General features: G+C 44.8%; 17 protein-coding genes and 1 pseudogene. 1 reads left to right on the top strand and 17 read right to left on the bottom strand.

Translation table 11 applies throughout. The features are described from left to right. Window position 1: 1 nt before the first annotated feature. The 17 genes and pseudogenes from fic to ACERC7_RS05575 all read right to left on the bottom strand — a co-directional run bounded on the left by fic (window position 2) and on the right by ACERC7_RS05575 (window position 14,934). Window positions 2-609: pseudogene (gene fic / locus ACERC7_RS05655) on the bottom strand (protein adenylyltransferase Fic). A 516-nt stretch (window positions 610-1,125) separates the two neighbouring features. Next, the gene (locus tag ACERC7_RS05650; protein ID WP_373666378.1) at window positions 1,126-1,602 is read right to left on the bottom strand and encodes a hypothetical protein; all 477 of its coding nucleotides are present in this window, start codon (window positions 1,600-1,602) and stop codon (window positions 1,126-1,128) included. Beyond that, entirely contained in the window at window positions 1,583-2,440 is an 858-nt protein-coding gene (locus ACERC7_RS05645; RefSeq protein ID WP_373666377.1) for a hypothetical protein, read from the bottom strand. Before ACERC7_RS05645 ends, ACERC7_RS05650 begins: the two co-directional genes overlap by 20 nt. A gap of 113 nt (window positions 2,441-2,553) precedes the next feature. Then, complete coding sequence (locus tag ACERC7_RS05640; protein ID WP_373666376.1) at window positions 2,554-3,348, bottom strand: toll/interleukin-1 receptor domain-containing protein; 795 nt, start codon at window positions 3,346-3,348, stop codon at window positions 2,554-2,556. Window positions 3,349-3,447: 99 nt separating this feature from the next. Continuing rightward, window positions 3,448-7,791 (bottom strand): Eco57I restriction-modification methylase domain-containing protein, encoded by a 4,344-nt coding sequence (locus ACERC7_RS05635; RefSeq protein ID WP_373666375.1) that lies wholly within the window; start codon window positions 7,789-7,791, stop codon window positions 3,448-3,450. Between the two features lie 3 nt (window positions 7,792-7,794). After that, window positions 7,795-8,460: a methylase gene (locus tag ACERC7_RS05630; RefSeq protein WP_373666374.1), complete on the bottom strand. Its 666-nt coding sequence runs from the start codon at window positions 8,458-8,460 to the stop codon at window positions 7,795-7,797. Window positions 8,461-8,648: 188 nt separating this feature from the next. After that, window positions 8,649-9,389, bottom strand: coding sequence for a class I SAM-dependent methyltransferase (locus ACERC7_RS05625; RefSeq protein WP_373666373.1), 741 nt, complete (start codon window positions 9,387-9,389; stop codon window positions 8,649-8,651). Between the two features lie 11 nt (window positions 9,390-9,400). Continuing rightward, window positions 9,401-10,252 carry a DUF4238 domain-containing protein gene (locus ACERC7_RS05620; protein WP_373666372.1) on the bottom strand — a complete coding sequence of 284 codons (852 nt, stop codon included), beginning with the start codon at window positions 10,250-10,252 and terminating at the stop codon, window positions 9,401-9,403. 61 nt (window positions 10,253-10,313) lie between these two features. After that, entirely contained in the window at window positions 10,314-10,667 is a 354-nt protein-coding gene (gene rsfS, locus ACERC7_RS05615) for a ribosome silencing factor (RefSeq protein ID WP_373666371.1), read from the bottom strand. Beyond that, window positions 10,624-11,115: a GNAT family N-acetyltransferase gene (locus ACERC7_RS05610; RefSeq protein ID WP_373666370.1), complete on the bottom strand. Its 492-nt coding sequence runs from the start codon at window positions 11,113-11,115 to the stop codon at window positions 10,624-10,626. The genes rsfS and ACERC7_RS05610 overlap by 44 nt, the downstream gene beginning before the upstream one ends. Continuing rightward, window positions 11,112-11,696: a bis(5'-nucleosyl)-tetraphosphatase (symmetrical) YqeK gene (gene yqeK / locus ACERC7_RS05605; RefSeq protein ID WP_373666369.1), complete on the bottom strand. Its 585-nt coding sequence runs from the start codon at window positions 11,694-11,696 to the stop codon at window positions 11,112-11,114. Before yqeK ends, ACERC7_RS05610 begins: the two co-directional genes overlap by 4 nt. After that, window positions 11,693-12,325 carry a nicotinate-nucleotide adenylyltransferase gene (locus ACERC7_RS05600; RefSeq protein WP_373658909.1) on the bottom strand — a complete coding sequence of 211 codons (633 nt, stop codon included), beginning with the start codon at window positions 12,323-12,325 and terminating at the stop codon, window positions 11,693-11,695. Before ACERC7_RS05600 ends, yqeK begins: the two co-directional genes overlap by 4 nt. A gap of 11 nt (window positions 12,326-12,336) precedes the next feature. Then, window positions 12,337-12,648, bottom strand: a complete 312-nt coding sequence (gene yhbY / locus ACERC7_RS05595) for a ribosome assembly RNA-binding protein YhbY (RefSeq protein WP_373658908.1) — start codon at window positions 12,646-12,648, stop codon at window positions 12,337-12,339. Between the two features lie 38 nt (window positions 12,649-12,686). Continuing rightward, complete coding sequence (locus ACERC7_RS05590; protein ID WP_373658907.1) at window positions 12,687-12,965, bottom strand: DUF5301 domain-containing protein; 279 nt, start codon at window positions 12,963-12,965, stop codon at window positions 12,687-12,689. A 139-nt stretch (window positions 12,966-13,104) separates the two neighbouring features. Next, a complete protein-coding gene (yqeH, locus tag ACERC7_RS05585; RefSeq protein WP_373666368.1) occupies window positions 13,105-14,214 on the bottom strand; it encodes a ribosome biogenesis GTPase YqeH in 1,110 nt (369 codons plus the stop codon). Beyond that, on the bottom strand, window positions 14,211-14,396 hold the full coding sequence (locus ACERC7_RS05580; protein ID WP_373658903.1) for a hypothetical protein: 186 nt from the start codon (window positions 14,394-14,396) through the stop codon (window positions 14,211-14,213). The genes yqeH and ACERC7_RS05580 overlap by 4 nt, the downstream gene beginning before the upstream one ends. Further along, on the bottom strand, window positions 14,368-14,934 hold the full coding sequence (locus ACERC7_RS05575) for a YqeG family HAD IIIA-type phosphatase (RefSeq protein WP_373658902.1): 567 nt from the start codon (window positions 14,932-14,934) through the stop codon (window positions 14,368-14,370). Before ACERC7_RS05575 ends, ACERC7_RS05580 begins: the two co-directional genes overlap by 29 nt. A gap of 219 nt (window positions 14,935-15,153) precedes the next feature. Here ACERC7_RS05575 and ACERC7_RS05570 point away from each other — a divergent pair, with 219 nt between their 5' ends. Then, entirely contained in the window at window positions 15,154-20,439 is a 5,286-nt protein-coding gene (locus ACERC7_RS05570) for a discoidin domain-containing protein (RefSeq protein WP_373666367.1), read from the top strand. Window positions 20,440-20,481: the final 42 nt, after the last annotated feature.

Below are 20,481 nucleotides of genomic sequence, written 5' to 3'. Positions count from 1 at the left end.
GCTATAATTCGTCCGTTTTATAGGTAAAATAGCCTTCATAATGGTAGCTGGCGTCCAGCCCTTTTATATAAATCTGCCGGTTATCTACAGCTGTTGTCAAGGCATGCTGGATAAGGTATTTAATTTCAATGCTTCGGATGGGGCTACGTTCCATGACAAGAAGATAATCTTCTTTATCAATTTTTGACCAGTCAACAACTTGTCCCAACTGATGTTTTAGAAGGTGGTCAAGCCACAGTCTCCCTGCTCTGCCATTGCCCTCACGAAAGGGATGAGCGACGTTCATCTCAACATACTTGTCGATAATAGCATCAAAGGTCGTTTGGGGCATGGTGTCGATATGCTCAAGAGCAGCTCGAAGGTACATGGTCGGAGCAAAACGGAAATTCCCTTTGGCGAGGTTGACCGTACGAATCTCTCCTGCAAAAGGATAAATGTCCTCAAAAAGGTGGGTGTGAATAAAGGCGAGGGTACTAAACAGGCCTGGAGGTTTGTCTCTAAGCAAATCTTGTTCAAAAAGCTCCAATGCCTTTTTTTTTTACTGATTTTTTCCTCTTCCCTTGCCAAGTCGCTGGACGTGGTTAAGCCTAACTTGTTTTCTAATACCATAATGATTGTTCATTCCTTTCGTTTCACTCAAGGCACAACACTGAATGAAAGAATGTTACACTTGTTTTCGACTATAATTAACGTAAGAAACCCCATCACCGACAAACAGGGAATCACGATATACCTTCTTTACCTTTACGAATGAGCTTCTTCAGCTGCGAGACGGGTTGGAAAGTGGGACGATAAGTGGTAAATATCTTTTCCAAAAATAAGTCCTTGTAGCCATTGTTCACATTGTAATCATTTTCCTATTCTAAAAAACGCTTGGGCTTGCCATCCATCGGCACAATCATACCACGGTTTCTTAGAATTGTCAGCTGTTGGTTAAATGTCTTGTATTCTTTCATCCCCTTATCTCCAATTAAGCTACTTCTATACCAATATACAAAAATGGCCAGGGCACCATATGCTTCCTGACCTAATCCTATACTCTGATACTATATCATTTTTGATAGCCTGTCAAGAAAAAAATGGATAGTTTAAAAACAAAGAAGGTACATCACGTAAATTGGCGAATTATCCTTTTTTTCTCTGTTCTGTTTCTGAATCTATCACTTTATCTAATATAACTTTAAATTGTATAACCAACTTCACTATAAATAAGAAATATAATAAAAATATAGAAGTAAACCCTATAAGAATTATCTGACCAAAATCACTCTTATCATTCTTATCAAATAAAAACATAATAGAAGGTAGGAATGAAGTTACTACCGACCAAACAGACAAACTAAATAACCTTTTGATAATGAGTAAATCAACATTCAATTGCTTCAAGCTCTTGATAAATCTATTGGAGGGTAAGAATGAAGTTAATCCAAATAAGGTAAGTATAATGCCAGATAGGAAAATTAGAAAATCTTGAATCGAAGACAGCACCTCATAGTAATTATTTACTGAATTAATCGTCACTTCTCTACAATGACTAAAAATCACAACTACTGTGATAATTAATAACTCAACTATATATTTTTTAACCCACTTGATACGCACTTAAATCATCCCACCTTGTTATATAGGCTTCTTCCAAAAAATCGTAGATAATTTTATTCGTCAGTTCCTCCACTATAAGAACCTTATAATAATTTAATTTATGTGTAACCAAATCGATGATCTCATTATCACCATAAATCGATAACTTATCTAATCCCATCGCCTCATTATCCTTGTAGGATTTTAAGATTCCAAAAAGATTTTTTATTCCTCCTTTATCTAACTTCATCCCTCTAACCCTCATTTCAATACTATCAGCCTCAAGTTTCTTCGCTAATTCAATACCAGCCTCTATATCTTTTACATCATCTGCAAATAAAGATAGATTTTTAGGAAGAGCAACTTTAAAAATTAAATCGTGAACTTGATTCATTTCATTTAACTTTTCAATTCCCTTCTTATCCTTTATAAGAGCAAAATTTAGATAGGTAAAACCAATATTGAGTTTACAAGCAATGAACCGCCGTAGCTCATCAATATTAGTTAGCCCCTGTCCTCTTCTCTGGATTAAAATACCATTTTTAAAGTCATAAAGAAACTGAGCATCCGTTGCTAGTCCTTGTGTTTCTTCCTTATGAACAATATCTCGTTTCTGACTTTTTATATCATCAATTTTAATATCCTCATCAGTATTGACCTTCGCAATCGTAAAAAGTACGTAATTATCTCTAGCTTCATAATCGTTTATAATATAATAACTATATTTATCAATTGTTTCTGAATTGATATGATTTTCTGGTGAGAGGTTTTTCATATAATTATTGATTCTTGAAACGATATCATCAGTTGCTACCAATTGATAGAAGTAACATTTTAATTCCCTTTTAATCACTATCATCAAACCTTTCTTATTATGGCACGATAAGTAAACTTCTCCGCAACCCCAATCCGCTGATCCGTCACCGTTTTTAGCTGGTAGAGAATCTTCTTACTCCATCATTTTCATAACCATTAGTTACTATTCACTTGAATTCTTAATTCTTTAAAAATAGCAGGTTCAATTGATTTAATATGTAATACACCTAATAACTCAATATCTTCATTAGACGAAACAATTCTCCCAATAAAAGGGGTATTGGGTGTTATCTGACGTTGTAAAACACCTATTCTCATTTCATAAGTTTCCTGCTTTCCATCAGAAAGAATTCGATAGGTTTCTCTACTCATCTGCCTAAAAATTGATTCACTAAGAGGATGAATTTTATAACCTTCAATTTTATTCTTACAAACAAAACCAAATGTGACATCACTTTCCACAAAATATGTAGTAAAAATCTTAAATTCAAGCTCTTTGTTAGAGATGGGAATCACGGATACTTGTAAATTCTCAATATCATCCAATTTCTGATAATGTTGCTCCCCACGAACACTTGCTTTCATTTGTTCAACGGCATTATTCAACCCTTGACCATATAAATCAACATAAATTATATCAGAAATAATCGTCGGCACTTTACAGTCATCTACCCTAACTGGAATAAACTTTACCCCTTCCGCTAGCGACCTTTTTAAAGCCACCTGCCACTCTCTATTAACCATCGTACTTAGCAAACTATTTTTTGAAACAAAATAGAAAAATACTGATACTTTCTCTAACCCCTCATTCATTTTCTCGAGAATGCTGTCTCCTGGTTGCATCGACCATTTATCATAGAAAATATTATCTCTGCCAAATTCTATTGCAAATTTTCTAGCAATCATGTCAACGATATCTTGATCCTTGTGATTATAGCTAATAAAAATCATGAAATACTCCCTTCCTAACTTTTTTCTTTATGATATCGCGAAACTCCCCACCGTCCACTTAGGAGACCTGTCACCTAAGTGGACGGTGGGGTTTATCTCCTACTCCATCTCCCTCACTTTTTCCTCAATAAAGGCAATTTCTTCCTCTGATAGACCATATTTCCGATAGAAATATTGGTCAATCTCAGCAATAGACAGATGCCAAGGTACATCTGAATCCGCTGTAAAATCTTGAAGCGCAACTTTTGCCCATTTTTCTACTGTGTTATCCTGTGTAATTTTCAAAACACCAAGCATGGTTCGACAAAAGCGAGATTTAATATATTTAAAACAATTCTCTGCTTCCTCTTGAGTAGCAAAGGCACCAAATCCAATAAAGGTCTCTGTGTAACCCACGAGTGGGGTACCCACGAGTGGGGTCGATAGAACTTCGCCTATCGCCCCACTGCCATTAGCAGCAGGAACAAGAACTTTATGTTTAAGGATATTTTCATTTAACTCTATATACTTTTTAGGAATATAACGATATACTCGCTCATTATTTAACCTACCTAAAATTTTATAACTATCCTCTTTAGGTTCTGTCTCTGAAAAAATTGATAATCTTTCTAATATCGGTTTTCTTAACCGCTTATCTTTACCACTACTTCCAATAATTTTCCTGTATTCTGGATAATCTTCGTAAAGTTTTGCTAGATTAAATTTATTTTGGTTATAAATGATATTTTCAATACTTTCAAAAGTGGGATGATTCGTTACTTTTCTAGCAATAGAATTCAGTAGCTCAAACGGTGTAAAGGTGCCAATTTCCCCAAAATCTTTGTCCTTATCACGATAGGTCACCACAACCCCACCCTTAATATCGGTATTTGGAAAAACCTTAGAACTGTCTTGTTCATAGTGAATGACCTTAATATGCCGATCCGTCAACATCCGCTGATTAAACTCTTTTGGAGTCGCTCCTGCATTGGACAAAAAGCGACCAGGGGTTATCAAGACAACCTTATCAGCTAATTGATAAGACAATTCCATAAACTTATGGTAGATAGGTGGAGACTGGGTGCTATTTCCTGTCGCCTCCTCCTGATAGGGCGGGTTACCAATCACAACATCAAATTTCACGTCTTTGAAGACCTCCTTTATCTTGTCCTGACCGCTTGAGAGGTCGGTTTTGAGGCTTTGGCTGAGCCCATCGATATAAGCGACATTGACAGGCAGATCGCGGTAGCCAGCCAGCGTCCGCTCAGTGATGGTCTTGGCCATCGGGGTTTTAGCGACAGCATAAATCTGCTCCTGCAAAATCTCGCCATAAACCGCCAACTCGTCAAAATGACTATCCCTATTAGCCTCCACAGCCTTATAGAAGAGACTCATGGCCGCATGCAGCGGATAAAGCCCTGTTTTGGCGTTGATATCAAGGAAGGTCTTGCCTTTTTGGTAAATAGCAGAGCTGTCCTCACGCTCTACCCAGTGTAGGGCTGATTTACCATCTATGGTCATGCTGGTAAAGCTATCATCAAAAAAGTTAAGCCCTCCGATGGTCTTAGTCACTTGCAGATTGACCACCCGCCAAGGGGTTAAGACCGTTTCCTTGTCAGGATTCTTAAAGGTGCTAAAGAGCTCTGCAATTTTCTCAGCCCGCTCGATGATTCCTAGTCGGTCGAAGGACTTGGCACGACGACGGATAATGCGCCCTGCTTCGATAAAGACCTCAGGATCATAGAAGCGGACAATCTTGCGGAACATCCCTTTAGTGAAGCCCTTTGGCATAAACTCCTGCCAGGAAGCGTCATCTACTGCACTGATGAAACGATCGATACTGATGTCCTCATCAAGGTCAACCGCCATCCCGTAAATCATCATGGGAATACGGATAGAAACCCCGCGCAGGATAGAAATCATGGCCTTGCGCTGATTTTTAGCTTCCTTGAGTTTGGCAAGTAACTCCTCTTCTTCTTTGGTTCGCTGCTTTTTCGGTTTCTTCTGGACTACTTCAGCCTGTTCATGCTCTTCCTCGCTCATGCCATTGTCATTGATGATGATTTTGGTCTGGCGTTCCTTATTGGTCGTGCCAACGATAGCCTTGACATCGTTAAACAGACTGGCATCATCTGCTGTCAGGGTTAAGAGCTGATCATTGTAGAGGCTATCGTCCTCAAAGCCTGACCGCACCGCTTTTTCCGCATAGACTTTCTTGAGCTGGGTCAGCATACGATCGACGTTGTAAGTTTTCATGCCATTACCATCATTACTCAAAATGGGCATGAAATTAAGAAGTTTCGTCATGGCACTTGTTTGTGCCTTACTGTTTTTCTTACCAGCCCCAGAGTTAATCTGAGCTGACTCTGCCATGACAGTTAGAGCACGGTCAGGCGCAAAGTCAAAGACATAGCAGACTTCTTTTTTGCCTAATGTTTCATGAGAAAATGGCGTCTGCGCACGAAAAGCCGCTTGCAAATAGTTCATTGGGCTTGTCGTATTGTTTAAAAAGACCACGCCCGTCCACTCTGGAACATTGACCCCAGTGGTTAGCTTGCGCACCGTTAGGGTGATGGTCTTGGTCAGACTTGGATCGTCTCCAATCGCCCGCTGTACCTTTTCAAGGTCATCAGCCGTTGCCTCACCGCTATTGTCACCATCTTTTACCACATTGACGATGGTGTAATCTTTTCCAAAGACAGGGTGGGCGAGAAGCGCTTGCTCAAAGGCTGCCGCTTCCTTGACCCCAGGCAAGAGCCAAAGGGTGTGACGCAGCGTTTCACGATAATTAGCCGTGGAGAAAGGGTAGTCTGTTTTAGGGTTTTCCTGACTAATCTGGTCTAAAAAGGCTTGAACCTCCTGCTTGTAGACCAGCTCCTCTTTATCATCAACCTTGAAGAACTCACGGAAGTTAAAGGACTTGCTCTCGTCAGCAAACTTCTCTTTGTTTGCCATCTCAAAAATGTACATCTCAACCCGTGGCAATTCCCCGTAAGGGTTCGGCTCACTAGGATGGGTTAGCTCCCAGCGGAGTTTCTCCTCCTGCTCCATGGTATAGTCCCAAGTATAAACCTGCTCCTCGTCGTACTGATCCAGCAGGTTAAACGGAGTGCCTGAGAGCTCAAGGATTTTCGTCTTTTCCTTGACAAGAGCAGTCATAACCGTCTGATTGAGCTCGGTCTGAGTCCCCTCATGCGCCTCATCGATGATGATCAAATCCCAGTCCACATCAGCATAGTCCGCCAGGTTGACTTCACCACCGCCATATCTAAGCAACTGAATCGAGGCAAAATAGATGAAAGGTGTTTCTCCCATTTTTAAGACATCGAGTTTTTCCCCTCGATCCTTGGCACCATAACGGTAGCCTGCTTCTGCCATCTTCATCTTACCAAAGTCATCAAACCAAGAATTTTTGACCACAGGACGATGGGTCATGAGCAGTACCTTTTCAAATCCCATATCCTTAATGAGTTGGAGACTTGCCAAGGTCTTACCAAAACGCATCTTGGCATTCCAGAGCATCCTGTCTTTCTTTTTGAAAACAGCCTTGGTCTGATTGACAGCGTCTTGCTGATTAGGGCGTAGAAAAAGGACTGCTTCATCAGCAGTTGCTGGGAGATTCAGAGCATAGCGCCCCTCCTTGACCGCTTTAATGGCTGCTTTAGCAGTTTCAAGGTCAACTTCAAACCATTCGTTTCCTTGGAGTTTTTCGGCTTGTTTAATGCCTGAACGCTTCAAGACCTCATGCACATCATGGTCATGAAACCATTTTTTCTGAGCTTTTTGCCAAGCTAGCTCTACCCAACCCAACTGATAGGTCAGTCCTGCGGTTGTCATGTACTGTTTAATCCGCTTTGGGGCAACCTGACGTAGAAAGTCACTATTAGCAGTCCAATCAGCTTCCATGTCATCTTCAGCAATCGTTCCTTCACCGATTTTTTGCGTTCCATCGTAAGCCGAAAAACCACCGTTGCTATTATCCACCGTTTGGATATAGATGAACTTGCGTTCTGCCGTCTGATAGCGTTGTTGAGCTTGAGGGATAAAAAAGTCCTTAATAATCAGCTGATTATCCACATAGGTTTTCATAAACCATACCAGCAGAAAATGAATGCTGGCCAAAGACTTTTCGGCATTCTCCTTTGTAGCTTGTTCTGAATTGAGAACATGAACTGCATTATTCCCTCGACCTTGCAAGCGACGAAAGGCCATCATGACCTCACCTGATGGGTCTTCAATCTGCTCATCAATCAATTTCAAGGTATTGTGAAAGGTCAATCGTTCCGCATCAAGATAGCACCGATCGGCGACTAATTTCGCTAAGTGTTCAGCCAGTTTTCTGGTATTAAAGAGAACATTTTCAAAATGTTGGTATGTAAAGCTCTCCTCCGCAATATTTGCTGTGGCAACTAATTCACCCAAGTCTTCATCAAGTTTCAAAAAATCAAAATTACTGGTTAACATCCTCTAACCTCTCAATTGATACACTTTCTGTATTGGTAAAATGGTTTCTTGCGTTTGGTCGTCATCGTCAAACTCAAACAAGCTCAACTGTCCCTCGACAACAGTAGCTTCTGCTGATTTTTCTCCCAGCATATCGGCAAAAATAACCTGTTTACAACTCACCTTACTAGGACTGCCTTTGACCGCTTGCCACTCCCAAAAAACAATGAGCTCATTGGTATCTGGATGGCGCTTGGTCAAGGTGTTCCCTCGGACAATGTTGCGATGAATGAGAAAATGTGCCGAGCGATACAGATCAGTCTTGCTACCCAATCGTTCACCAAACTGAGTCTCATACCAGTCTAAATAATAGATAAAGAGCCGATCACGCGCCACTTCTAGATTATCCGCTAAAAACTCAATACCGTAGATACTAGCGAGGGCAAAAAGAGATTTCGTCTTCCAATTCTTCTTATCGTATTGTTGCGTCAGAGCCTGTAATTTTCTCTCCAAAATCGCCAACAAAAAATTCCCATCACCAGCAGCAGGTTCTAAAAAAGTCGCATGAATCTGCTCACAAGCCACTTTTATTTCTGGAATATCCAGCATCATCTCTACCATCCATCTGGGAGTAAAGACTTCTCCGTGTTGCTGAACACGCTGTTTTGACTTAATCAGTTGTTCGGTCACACTAAGCCCCTTTCATCAGTATACTAGCTTTATTATACCATAAAAAGCCCTTGGTTTAGGGCTTTTTCACGATTTGTAAAACAAACTTAGGAAGGATATAAGCCTCAGCGGAACAATAGGTTAAGGATAGAGAATAAATCAACACACTCAATGGCAAAAATACGGAGCTCTCTGTGGCTAGTCACGCCTTACTTCCTCCCCACAAAAAACCATCGTCTGCTTTTTTCTGTTGGTTCCTTGTCTTCAAAGTCCGCATAGACCTTGACATCGGTGAAGCCGACCTGTTCCAGCAAGACGTCATAGGTCAGGAGTTCGTAGGTACGTTCTTCGTGAATCTCATCGTAGCGGGTAAAGCGTCCATCCTCGTCCTTGATGAAAAAGGTCAGCTCATGGACCACTGAGTGCGGCGCCTCGTCTTCATAGGTATCCCAAACCATGGCGAAGTCTTCAGCATTTTCATGATGGGAATAGCCCGGGAAAACCTCGTCCGTCTGGTAAGTCGAGTGAACATCAAAAATAAAGGTGCCGCCGTCATTGAGGTGCTCATAAACCTGAGCGAAGACATCCCCCATCTCCACCTCGTCCGCCAGATAGCAGAGACTGTCCGAGTAGCAGGTCACCAGATCAAACCGCCCCACACCGCTCAAGTCCAGCATATTGCCCGCCACAAAGTCAACGGCAACCTTAGCAGAGGCAGCCCGCCGTTTTGCGACCGCAAGCATCTCCTCACTCAAATCTAAGCCCGTCACCTCAAAGCCCGCTTGTGCGAACCGCACCGACTGGATACCCGTCCCACAGGCCAGCTCCAACAGTTTGGCTTCCTTTGGTTTTTTAGGAAAATAGCGGAGCGAAAAGTCCGTCCAAAGGTCATACAGCGAATCGTCCATGATAGCATCATAGACCGATGCGAATGTTTCGTAATTTTTCATTGTCTTCCTTACTAATTATCTTTTTCAAAATGCCTTGAGTTCTCAACCCAATTTTTATTATTAAATCTATTGTAAATATAACTTCCTTGAGTAAAATCAAATGGCTTATTAGAAATCACAAAATAATTTGCAGTGTTAATAATCGCCTCATTTACATATTTAATTTTATCATCGATCATCTCTACTATTAAATTTTCTGAACAATTTATATCTCCTAACTGAAAAGTAAAGACACAATAGGGACAAATGGGCATAATTAGTTGAAATCCGCTATTTTTATCACTCTTACCATACATGGCAATAACTGGATTATCACTTGTCAAAAATCCATTTCCTACTGAAATATGGAAATACATATCCGCAGGTTTCGGCCTACTTAATAGCATTTTTAAATTTTTAGGTTCCTTAAACATACTATTAAATCGAAGAATTTTTTCTTTTTTTAATTTAATCTCATCTAACTCCATAGGGTATTGTCTAGGTTTACTAAAATTATTATCAATACCGTCTATAAATGTTATTCGTCCAGAATCGGTCCTCAAATATTGTAGCCACATGTATTGCCAAATGATATTTATTTGCTCCGCAGACAAGATAAGTTGCTCAGGCTTAGTTTGATTAAAAATATAGCTCAAAACTCCACCAATTTTAGACTCATAGTTACTTAGTTCATTTTCAAGTATATTATCTACTACACCATCAAGTTTTATCGTCTCATAAGTATAATTTTGAAAACAAACTTTTTCATAATAGGTATATTCAACAGTTTTTCTTTGGCTATTGTAAGCATAGAATTTTTTATTTTCATCTGCAAAATATTGCAACAATGCTCTTGGATAATAATGTTGTTTTTTTGTCACCATAATAAAACACCTCTGAGCATAACTACTCCACAAAAACCTTGCCATAAGCAAGGTTTATCTCTTACGACAAATACGCTGCCACATCGACCATTGGGGCTTCATGCCAGAGTTTTTCGAGGTTGTAGTGGGCTCGGTCATCATCGCTAAAGATGTGGACGATGACGTCATTGAGGTCTAGGAGCACCCAGCCCCCCTTGCTGTCGCCTTCAATGTGGCTGGAATCATGCCCAGCTTCCTTCACCTTTTCACGGATATTATCCGCTAGGGCTTCCAGCTGGCGCGAATTGGTCGCTGTCATGATGACAAAATAGTCCGTCATGCTGGTCAAGCCTGCCAAGTCCAACACCACAATATCCTCTGCTCGCTTTTCATCAGCGGCTTTCACAATCACTTCTACTAATCTTTCTTTCGTCATTGGTTTTCCTTATTTTTCGTTTTGTATAAAATTCACGCTCGTCTTGGTCAAAGACTTCAAAGCCCAAGCGAGTGAGCAAGCCAGCCATCTGAACATTCCCCTTGACATAATCTGCCCGTACATGGTCACAGACGGGGTCAGCTGTTGCGAGCGCAATGACCGCTTCCACTGCCGCACGACCGTAGCCTTTGCCTTGATGCGTTTGGTCAATCATCAGCCGCCAGATCATGTACTGATTCTCTTCTGCATCAATATCCAGCAGGACAAATCCGACCACCTCATCTCCTGCCCAGACAGCATTAGGAAAGACATCGCCATTGTCACGATAGATCCAGCACTCAGCAAGAGACGTCGAATTATCGGCGACCCAGTGTCTTTGCTCCTCACGCACCGTTAGTTGTAAGACCTGATAAAAGCTGGTCTCATCAACAGGTTTCAAGGCAATCATAGATACCTCACATAAGTATTATAGGTCTCCAGGGTCTGGGGATAAATCGGCAGTCCCTTGTAAGTCAAGTGTTCAATAGTCCTTGCTGTTTCGTAGGCGACGGCTTTATCAAGGTCTTCTGCTGCCAGCTGGCGAGCAGTCTCCACACCTGGAAAATCTCTGCCTGGTTCGATATAGTCAGCGACGTAGATAACCTTGTCAAGGAGTGTCATGTCACTTGCCCCTACGGTGTGACGGGCGATGGCGGTCAAGATCTCCTCATCTGTCAGCCCAAACTGCTCTGTAATGAGGTAACGTCCGACCAGACCGTGCCAGACGTTATTGCCCCAAGTTTTGAGGGTTGGGTTCAACTGGTAACGGTCAATGAGGTCAAGAAAAACGCTATCTGGTTGCTCCTTGGCGTAGTCGTGCAAGAGTGCCGCAAGACTGGCCTTAACAGGGTCGCAAGCGTAGCGATCGGCGAGCTCCAAGGCAACCCTCTCCACGCCTAAGACATGGCGGAAACGCTTCTCGCTCATCTGCTCTGCTATGATCCTTAAAAGCGCCTCACGTGAGAGGGAAATGTAGGGTTCGTAGGTCATCGGTAGAGCCCCTCTTCCTCGATATAATCCAGCACCTCGTGGGGGAGAAGGTAGTTTGGGGTGCGACCCTTTTTGATGAAGTCACGCACCATACTGGAGGAGATGTCCATGAGAGGAACATCGACCCAAATGACAGGATAGGACGTTCCTGCCTTGTAGCGAGGACGCTGAACGCCAACAAACTGAACGAGATTGACCAGTTCGTCGATGCGATGCCACTTGGGCAGGTACTCGACCATGTCGCCACCAATGATAAAGTAATAATCGGTCTCAGGGTTTTTCTCAGTTAAGAGTTTCATGGTGTCATAGGTATAGGAAATGCCCTGACGCTCCAGCTCAATGGTTTCGATACCTAGCCCTTCAACGCCAGCAATGGCGCGCTTGAGCATCTCTAGCCGATGGTTTTCATCAATGGTCTCTTTTTTATCAACATGGGGCGGTTTATACTCAGGCATGAGATAGACCGCATCCAGACCCAGTTGCTGGCGAACCTGATCCGCCACAACCAGATGGGCGTTATGTACAGGGTTAAAATTGCCACCCAAAATCCCAACCTGACGGCGGTTGGTCGTTTTTTCTGTTGTTTCTAACTCAACCTTGGTAAAGGGGGTTAAGAGTTCAATCGGCATAGGCCTTCCTCCTAAATCTCTCGTACTTCTATAGATAATTTACGGTTTTCTTTCTTAGCAGATGGCTTAAACAAAATCAAAATCCGACCGATTTTTTGAACGGTATCTAGACCGATTTCGTCTTCGAGGATTTCTGCCACCTCGTGGATGTTTTCGTCCGTGTTCTGCAAGAGGGTGACTTTAATCAGCTCACGAGCGTCCAAAGCCCGACGGATAGAGGTCTTGATTTCATCAGTCAAACCGTTTTTACCAATCTGTACAATCGGCTTGAGGCTGTGGGCTTGGCTATTGAGAAAAGCCCGCTGTTTTGAAGTTAATGTCATGATTTCTTCTTTCTTTTTTAGGAAAATGGCAGAGCAGTCTAGTTGACCGTCTCGAGCCACTTATCGATAGGTATGTTGAGTTTGTAGATGCCGGTATAAGACCGTTCTAAATAGGTTGTCCTTCCCTCTGGATAGAGATAAGCAATGGCATAATTCTGCCCGGGCTTGAATATCATTTCAACTCTGGCATAACGCTCAGCATAAGGGACATCATTGACCGATTTTTGACGGGTCTTGTGGGACTGAGAAAGGGTCTCAAGAAAAGACGCGATTGTCTCCTCGTCTTCTATCCGAAGAGGCGTATCAGGTGAGACCAAAACGCTGTGTCTTTTTCTGTCGAAAGCGTAATCGCACTCATCTCTCCTGCTTCTGGTAAGCTAGGTGCTGACCCAGGCCCCTGCTAATAGACAAGCCCAGCCAGCAACAAACCAAGTAGCACTATCACAACTTTCTTCATCAGATAATCGCCTTTCTCTTGAGCACAGCGACACCTTCTGGTGCCCAAGCGGAGACCTTGCCAGCACTGCCAACCCGAATCCAGCCCAGTCCTGAAAAAACGATGTCGCTCTTTTCAGTGATGGTAAAGTCATGCTTGACCAACTTTGGAAACTCAGCCGCTTCCTTGCTAGCAGGCGGGGTCAAGAGACCGCCGACATGCTTGTCATAGAAGGCATCTGCCCCAGCTAGCTTGGTACGATGGAGCTGCAGGTTATTGTCCAAATAAGCTGTAAAGCCCTGCTTTTCCCCAGAAAGATAGTCAAACCGTGCCAGACCGCCGAGAAAAAGGGTCTGTCCAGGATTGAGCTGGTAGGTTTTGGGCTTGATTTCCTTTTTAGGAGTGACTAGTTTGAGGGCCTTGTCGGACAGGTAATGCGCCATCTGATGGCGATGGATAATACCCGGTGTGTCATAGATATAGCTGCCATCGTCCAAGGGAATCTCAATCTTGTCCAAGGTCGTCCCAGGAAAGCGAGAGGTCGTGATCACGTCCTTGTCGCCCGTGATTTCCTGAATGATGGCATTGATCAGGGTGGACTTACCGACATTAGTCACGCCAACCACATAGACATCCCTGCCCTTGCGGTAGTGGTCAATCTTTGCGATCAACTCTTTAATGGCATAGTTGTTTTGAGCAGAAGTCAATAGGACATCAACAGGACGAATGCCCTCTTCATGCGATCGCTCGGTCAGCCACTGGGTCACCTTGCCATCCTTGACAGACTTGGGCAAAATGTCTTTTTTATTGCCGACCAAGAGGACATCATTGCCTGACACAAAGCGCGGGAGCCCCGGGATAATGGAACCATTGAAGTCAAAGATGTCCACCACATTAACCACCAAGGCGTCGCTGTCGCCAACCTCGTGGAGCAGTCTCAAAAACTCATCATCAGAATTCGAGACATCCGTGATGTCGTTGTAATGGCGGAGCCTGAAACAACGCTGACAGTAGAGCTCTCCTGTTTCTAAGCCCTTATCGAGTGCTGACTGAGGCGTAAAGCCCAAACCAGCCTTATCGGTTGTCTGAATGGCAACGCCACAGCCGATACAGTGTAAGGTGTCGTTCATTTCTTTTTACTTTCTAAGTGATGTGTATAAAGCCGTCTACCCAGATTTGCCAGCAAGGTGCCGAGAAAAATCGCACTGAGATAGGGCAAAAAAGTATAGGATAGACGAAAGAGGCCAAAAATCACACCAAAACTGATGACAAAAGCCACTAGACTAATCAGTAATTTCACGAGAAACGTCATAAGTTACCTCCGATAATTGCCGTTGATAGGTGAGCTGACCATACTTGTCTTCGATTTTCTGCAAGACCCGACGCTCTCTAAAGCGGTTGATTTTGGTGTTCCAAGCATCGGTGGTCACCAAGGGACGAACCAGAATGGAGCGGATACCCGCCCGATGAGCTGCTCGAATGTCGGTCATCAGCTGATCGCCGACCATAACTACCTCATCGCGGCCAAAGCCATAACGGGCAATCGCCTTGTTAATACCGTAAGCAAAAGGTTTCATGGCACGGCTAACAAAATCAACACCGAACCGCTCCACCGCACGCTCTACCCGCGACTGCTTGTTGTTGGACACGACCACCACAGGCAGACCAGCCTCTGTCATCTCATCCAACCAGCCCCGCAATTCCGGCGTCCCATCAGGATTATTCCAGGCAATCAGGGTATTGTCCAAATCCACCAAAACAGCCTTAATCCCTTGCGCACGCAAGGCATCAGGTCGCAAATCATAAACCGCTTCGACCACAAAGGTCGGTATATAGTCTTCTATACTCACGTCTTTCTCCAAAAAATTGATGTCCTTTTTATTATAGCACATTTTTGGGAAAATAGCAGAGCTGGTAGCTTGTTTGCTCTAGTTGCCACGTTTTCCTTTGTTATCAATTGTTTATATTTTTCAAAAATAAAACAAGTTCGCACAAAAACACTTGATTTTCTAGGCTAGTTATACTATAATCAAAGAGTTAGTAAACGATTACAAAAAGGAGGGATTTCTATGAACAAGCACTTGTTCACCAAGAAAAGTCAGTTTAGCATCCGTAAATTGACCGTCGGCGTCTGCTCGGTCATCATTGGGATGAGCTTTTTATCAGGCGTGGAGGTTAAGGCTGATACTGAAGGTACAAGCCCAGCCCCAACTGGTCAGGGAGCAACCCCGACAGCTGAGACAGGGGTTTCAACAGCGGAAGAAGCCAATCTCGTCGCCAATAGTCCAGCCCCAGAAGTGACCACGATTGCGGTGAACAACCAAAGCATTGCCTTGGAAAATGAGGCTATCGCTAGGCATTTTGAGGTTCAGGATGGCAAGCTTCGCACCACCAGCATTGAAAATAAATTAGCCGATGGTAGCGATCGTTTGGAATTCCAAGAGGGGTCTAAGGAGTTTGTGATCCGGTTCAAAGAGACTGATCCAAGCACCCGTCCAACCCCGCCGAGCTACGAACCTTATGCCCAGGATAAGGCCAGTTGGACGGTGACGACCAACTCGGCCGCCAATGCAGGGGCGCGTGAGGGTGCTGTTGCCCTAGCTCAGGACAATAATTTGGGCACCATTTGGCACAGCAACTACAACAATGGTATCGGCACCCCAAACACCCTGCCTGCCCATGTTGAAATCACCTTACCAACCCCTAGAGACCTTGAAACCTTTATCTATGTGCCTCGTCAAGATGGTGGGCAGAATGGTCTGATTAAGGATTACAAGATTTATGCCAAGGCAGATGGTGCTGTCGATTATGAAGAAATTAAAGCTGGCACCATCACTGACAACCCAAGTCAGATTCAGTTTATTGACCTGGGACGTCGCTTGACCAATGTCAAAACCATTAAGTTTGAAGCCCTGTCAGCCCAAAATGGTCAACCATTTGCAGCAGCGGCTGAATTCGACGTCTCTGACCGTTCAGCAACGACGCTCATCGCAGAGCAGGCTCAAAAAGTCGCTGACTACACTGCCCGTATGGAAGCTCACCTTGATCAATACCAAATCAGCCTAGACAAGCTGATTCTGGCTGAAAATGGCATTCAGCGTGAGCGTTCAAACGAAGGGGAAAAACTGACCTTCACTTTCAAACCGCATGTTTACCAAAACGTTCCCGTTACCGTTAAATACGTGGTTGATTTAGCCAAGGACAGCAAGTTTAGTCAGGCTCATTTGCTCTTATCAGTACCTGAAGCTGATCGTGAACGTTTAACCATTGACACTATCGACCTTCAGTCCTTTAAGATTAAGGCGACGGATCGTGTCCATGATTTCTCAAACCAGGCAGCCATTGCTGAGATGGCAGGCTTTAACGGCTTCTATGCGGGTCTTGGTCAGCCAGTCTACATCAAGAGCTTCTACACGGGTTCAGAATTCCCTGTTGCCCTCAATACCGTTGAGGCTGGCAAGAACCAGATGATTTCTCGCTACTATTCTGGTAAAACCTTGGCTCAACTGGGAGTGGATGCGTCAGGCAACACTCGAACCTGGAACACGGTTGTCGGTGTCGCCCGTTCAGATGACTATCAGGTTATCCAGCAGGATTTCTACGATTACATTTCCAAAATTGGTCAGGATACCTATTTCCGTAAGCAGTACAACTCTTGGTTCGACCACATGCTCAATATCACGGCTGACAACATCCAGTCCAGCTTCAATGAGATTGAGCGTGGCTTTGTCAATGGCGGAGTATCGCCACTTCATTCCTACGTTGTGGATGATGGCTGGCAAGACATGACGACTCTATGGGATTTCAACCAGAAATTCCCTAATAAGCTCTACGATTCCAGTAAGCAGGTTAAACGTTTCGGCTCAGACTTCGGTCTTTGGGTCGGCCCTCAGGGCGGTTATTCTGAGCCTGGTCGACTGGCGGACAACCTGGTTCGCCAAGGCAAAGCGTCTAAGCATGCTGGTGTGGTTTACATTGGTGACAAACGTTATGTTGAGGGCATGGACAATCTCTTTGCCAACTACGACAAGGAATTTGACATCAACTATTGGAAGCTAGATGGTCTCCTGCTCAATCCACGCTCCGATACCGATCCAAACGGCAACTTCATCGGTGGTGGTCACCGAAACATGTACTCCATGACCGAGGCTCATGAACGCTGGATTGGTCTCTATGAAACCATTCGTCGGGAGTCAACTGACCCTGATAAGATGTGGATTAACCTGACCTCTTACATTCCACCATCACCATGGTTCCTGCAATGGGTCAACTCCATCTGGATGCAAAATGCGGCTGACGTGGACTACCAAGACCATGTTAAGAAGGCTCAATACGCCCATCTGGACTTCGGTAATGATGCTGCGGAAGCCATTACCTATCGTGACGACCGTTACGAGGAACTGGTCAACCTCCGCAAGTGGCAGTTGCCATTTGCTAACATCTACAACCATGACCCAGTTTACGGGAATACCGCCAATTCTGGTAAGAAGTTGGAGCCAAACGCCCAAGGTCAACGACCAAAAATCAACTTCTCTGCTGAAGACCTGAGAACCTATCTCTTCATGCTGGGAACCCGTGGCACAGGCTTCTGGGAGTTCTACTACAGCTACAACATGATGGATGATGAGAAGTGGCAGGTCAACGGTGAGGTGGTCAACTGGATTGAAGCCAACTACGAGACCCTAAAACACGCCAAGTTTCACGGCGGCAAGCCAGGTCACGGTGAGGTTTACGGCTACTCTGCCTGGGATGAGGAGACTGGTATCCTCTCCATTCGGAACCCGATTAACAGCGAGCAGACCTACACCATTACCCTGGATCGCCTGGTCGGGGTGCGTGAGGGCATGACTGGCATGCACCGAACCACTGTTCACGGCGACAAGCGCCATGATAGCACCGCTTTGACCAACTATGGCGACCAAATCAGCCTGACCCTCAAACCTTATGAAACCGTCATCTTCCAGTTTTCGAAAACGGCGGACACCAAGGCGCCTGAGGTTTTGGTGGCAAAAGCTATCGCTGATAACATCATCAGCATTGAGTTTGATGAGCGGATCTTGCCGACAGGAGCCAGCTTTGCTGTCGCAGGAAATACGGTGACAGCAGTTACCTACAACAAAGACCTGAGAACAGCTGTTCTGACCCTGGGCACCCCTCTGAACGATCGCCAAGTGGCAGAAGTGACCTACACCGATGTCGCAGACAATGCCCCAAGACCAAACAAGGCGACAGGCACCTTGTTCGTGACAGCCTACAATCAGGGCGTGATTGAAGACATCACAGCTGTGGACAAGGCGACGCCTCTGCTCAAAGAGGGCATCGAGGGTCGTGGTCCCTTCTCTGTGACAGCAAAAGTCACCCTCAACAGCCTCAACCAAACCATCGCTGAACAAGATGGTCAATGGCGCCTGTCTGTTGACGAGGCTGGTCGTGTCATCTTTGATGTCAAGGGCTTGCAGGTGACTTCGGCACCATTTAGCACCCTCAAGGCAGCTGACCGTGGTACCGCGGATGTCCTCATTCAACCAGATCAGGAAGCCGTTATCACCGCTGTCCGTGAGAAAAATGGTAGCCTCAAGCTCTTTATTGACGGTCAGCTTCATAATACTGCTCATGATAAGACCAAGGTCAATGACTTGCTGGAAAAATCAACTCTCCGTGTGGCATCGCCAGACTTTGATGGCAGCATCAGCCGCTTTATCTTAGAAGACAAGGCTAGAGACTTCCAGTCAGCCCCAGCACTCTTTGATCAAGTATCCCCTCGTCCGCATGAAGTCGCAACCGAATTGGGTGCGCCAACAGCAACCAGCTTTGACCCCAACGATGGTGGTGAACGTCCAGCAGGCTCTGCCACAGATAAGAACCCAACAACTTACTGGGCAAGCAACCCCAATAAGGACAACACGGTTGAACCACAGCGCTTGACCATTGAATTAGCTGAAGCTCAGGAAGTCGGGCGTGTCCTTTATACTCCACGTCAGATTGCCAATGCGGTTGGTAATGTTAAAAAAGCCTTCCTGGAATACAGCACAGACGGTCAGACCTTTAACCGCGTGACCTTTACCAATGGCAATGCGGACAACACCATTAACATGGTTGACGGTATTGCGTCAACTCCGATGGACTTCACGCCTGTGACAGCCAAATTCTTCCGCTTCACAGCCCTTGAAACCCATCACTGGAGTCCTGCACGTGTGAACAAGGTTGTTGCGGTAGCAGAATTGACCCCTGTGGTAACGGTAACCCCATCGACAGAAGTTCCAGTTACCCTATCTTACTTGCGCAATACCCTCTATCAAGCAGGAGAGATTGCTCGCGACGAGTATAGAGCAGCTGGACTTGCTGCCTTCGATCAAGCCGTTCGTGATGCCATTGCAGTCTACACTGCGGCTGATAATCAGGAGGCTATTGATGCAGCCAATACAGCGCTTAAAGTAGCCATCGCAGGATTGGAACGCAAGGTAGTTAGCCAGAAAGAACGCCGTGTATCAGTGGTTATCCCTATCCCAGTCGATACAGTTCGCGTCAATGATGACAGCTTAGAACAAGGTCGAATCATCATTGAAGATGGGGAAGCAGGTGAGGAAATTCATGTTTATCTAGATACTTATGTTGATGATGAGTTGACGGAATCTGGTACAGAGGTTGTGGAGACCATCCCTGTTAAGCCTGCTAAGCCTAAGCGTGAGAGGGTTGGTACTAACCTTGTGACCCCACCAGCTGATCCAACTCAACCAGCTGTGACACCAGCCCGTATCTTGGAAGATAAGGCGACAGGTATTCAGGTGCTCTTGTCTGAGGGAGAGGATGCTAATATTGTTGCTCTTCGGATTGTGGCTAAGGAAACTGGTCATGTGGCGACCCCATCAGTTCTGAAGGGTGCGGACTACGACCTCTTCGACATCGAATTGGTTGACAAACATGGTAAGATCATCAAGATGGCTGGTCGTGCCGAAGTTAGCCTGCCTGTGGATGCGGGTAAGGAAGTCGCCACAGTGGTTTACCTGCCAAACAGTGACAAGGCAGACAGCCTGCCATTCCGCACTGCTGAGGTGACAACTGTTTCTGGTCAAACTCAGAAAGTCGTGATTTTCACGGCAGAGCACTTCAGTGAGTATGGTATTGTTTACAAACCAGCTACAGTAGTGTCAACCCCTGGAACATCAACTGATATACCAGTAACGCAGCCGACTGGCTCAGCGCCAATAGCGCCAACCCCAGCTGGCAGTGCACCTGATGCTAGCAAACTAACCTTGCCAAATACCGGTGAGGCAAGCTCTAGCCTAGCTCTTCTTGACGGTGCAGCCCTTGTTGCGGCTCTAGGATTGACTAGCCTGAGAAAACGTGAGGACTAATCACACTCTGTTAACCCGCATCTGGTCAATTGACCAGATGCG

This window comes from Streptococcus sp. E17BB (genome assembly GCF_041807725.1).
In the GTDB taxonomy this organism is placed as follows: Bacteria; Bacillota; Bacilli; order Lactobacillales; family Streptococcaceae; genus Streptococcus; species Streptococcus entericus.
The sequence above is the reverse complement of the archived record's forward strand: the minus strand, read 5'-3'. Positions and strand labels throughout refer to the sequence as shown.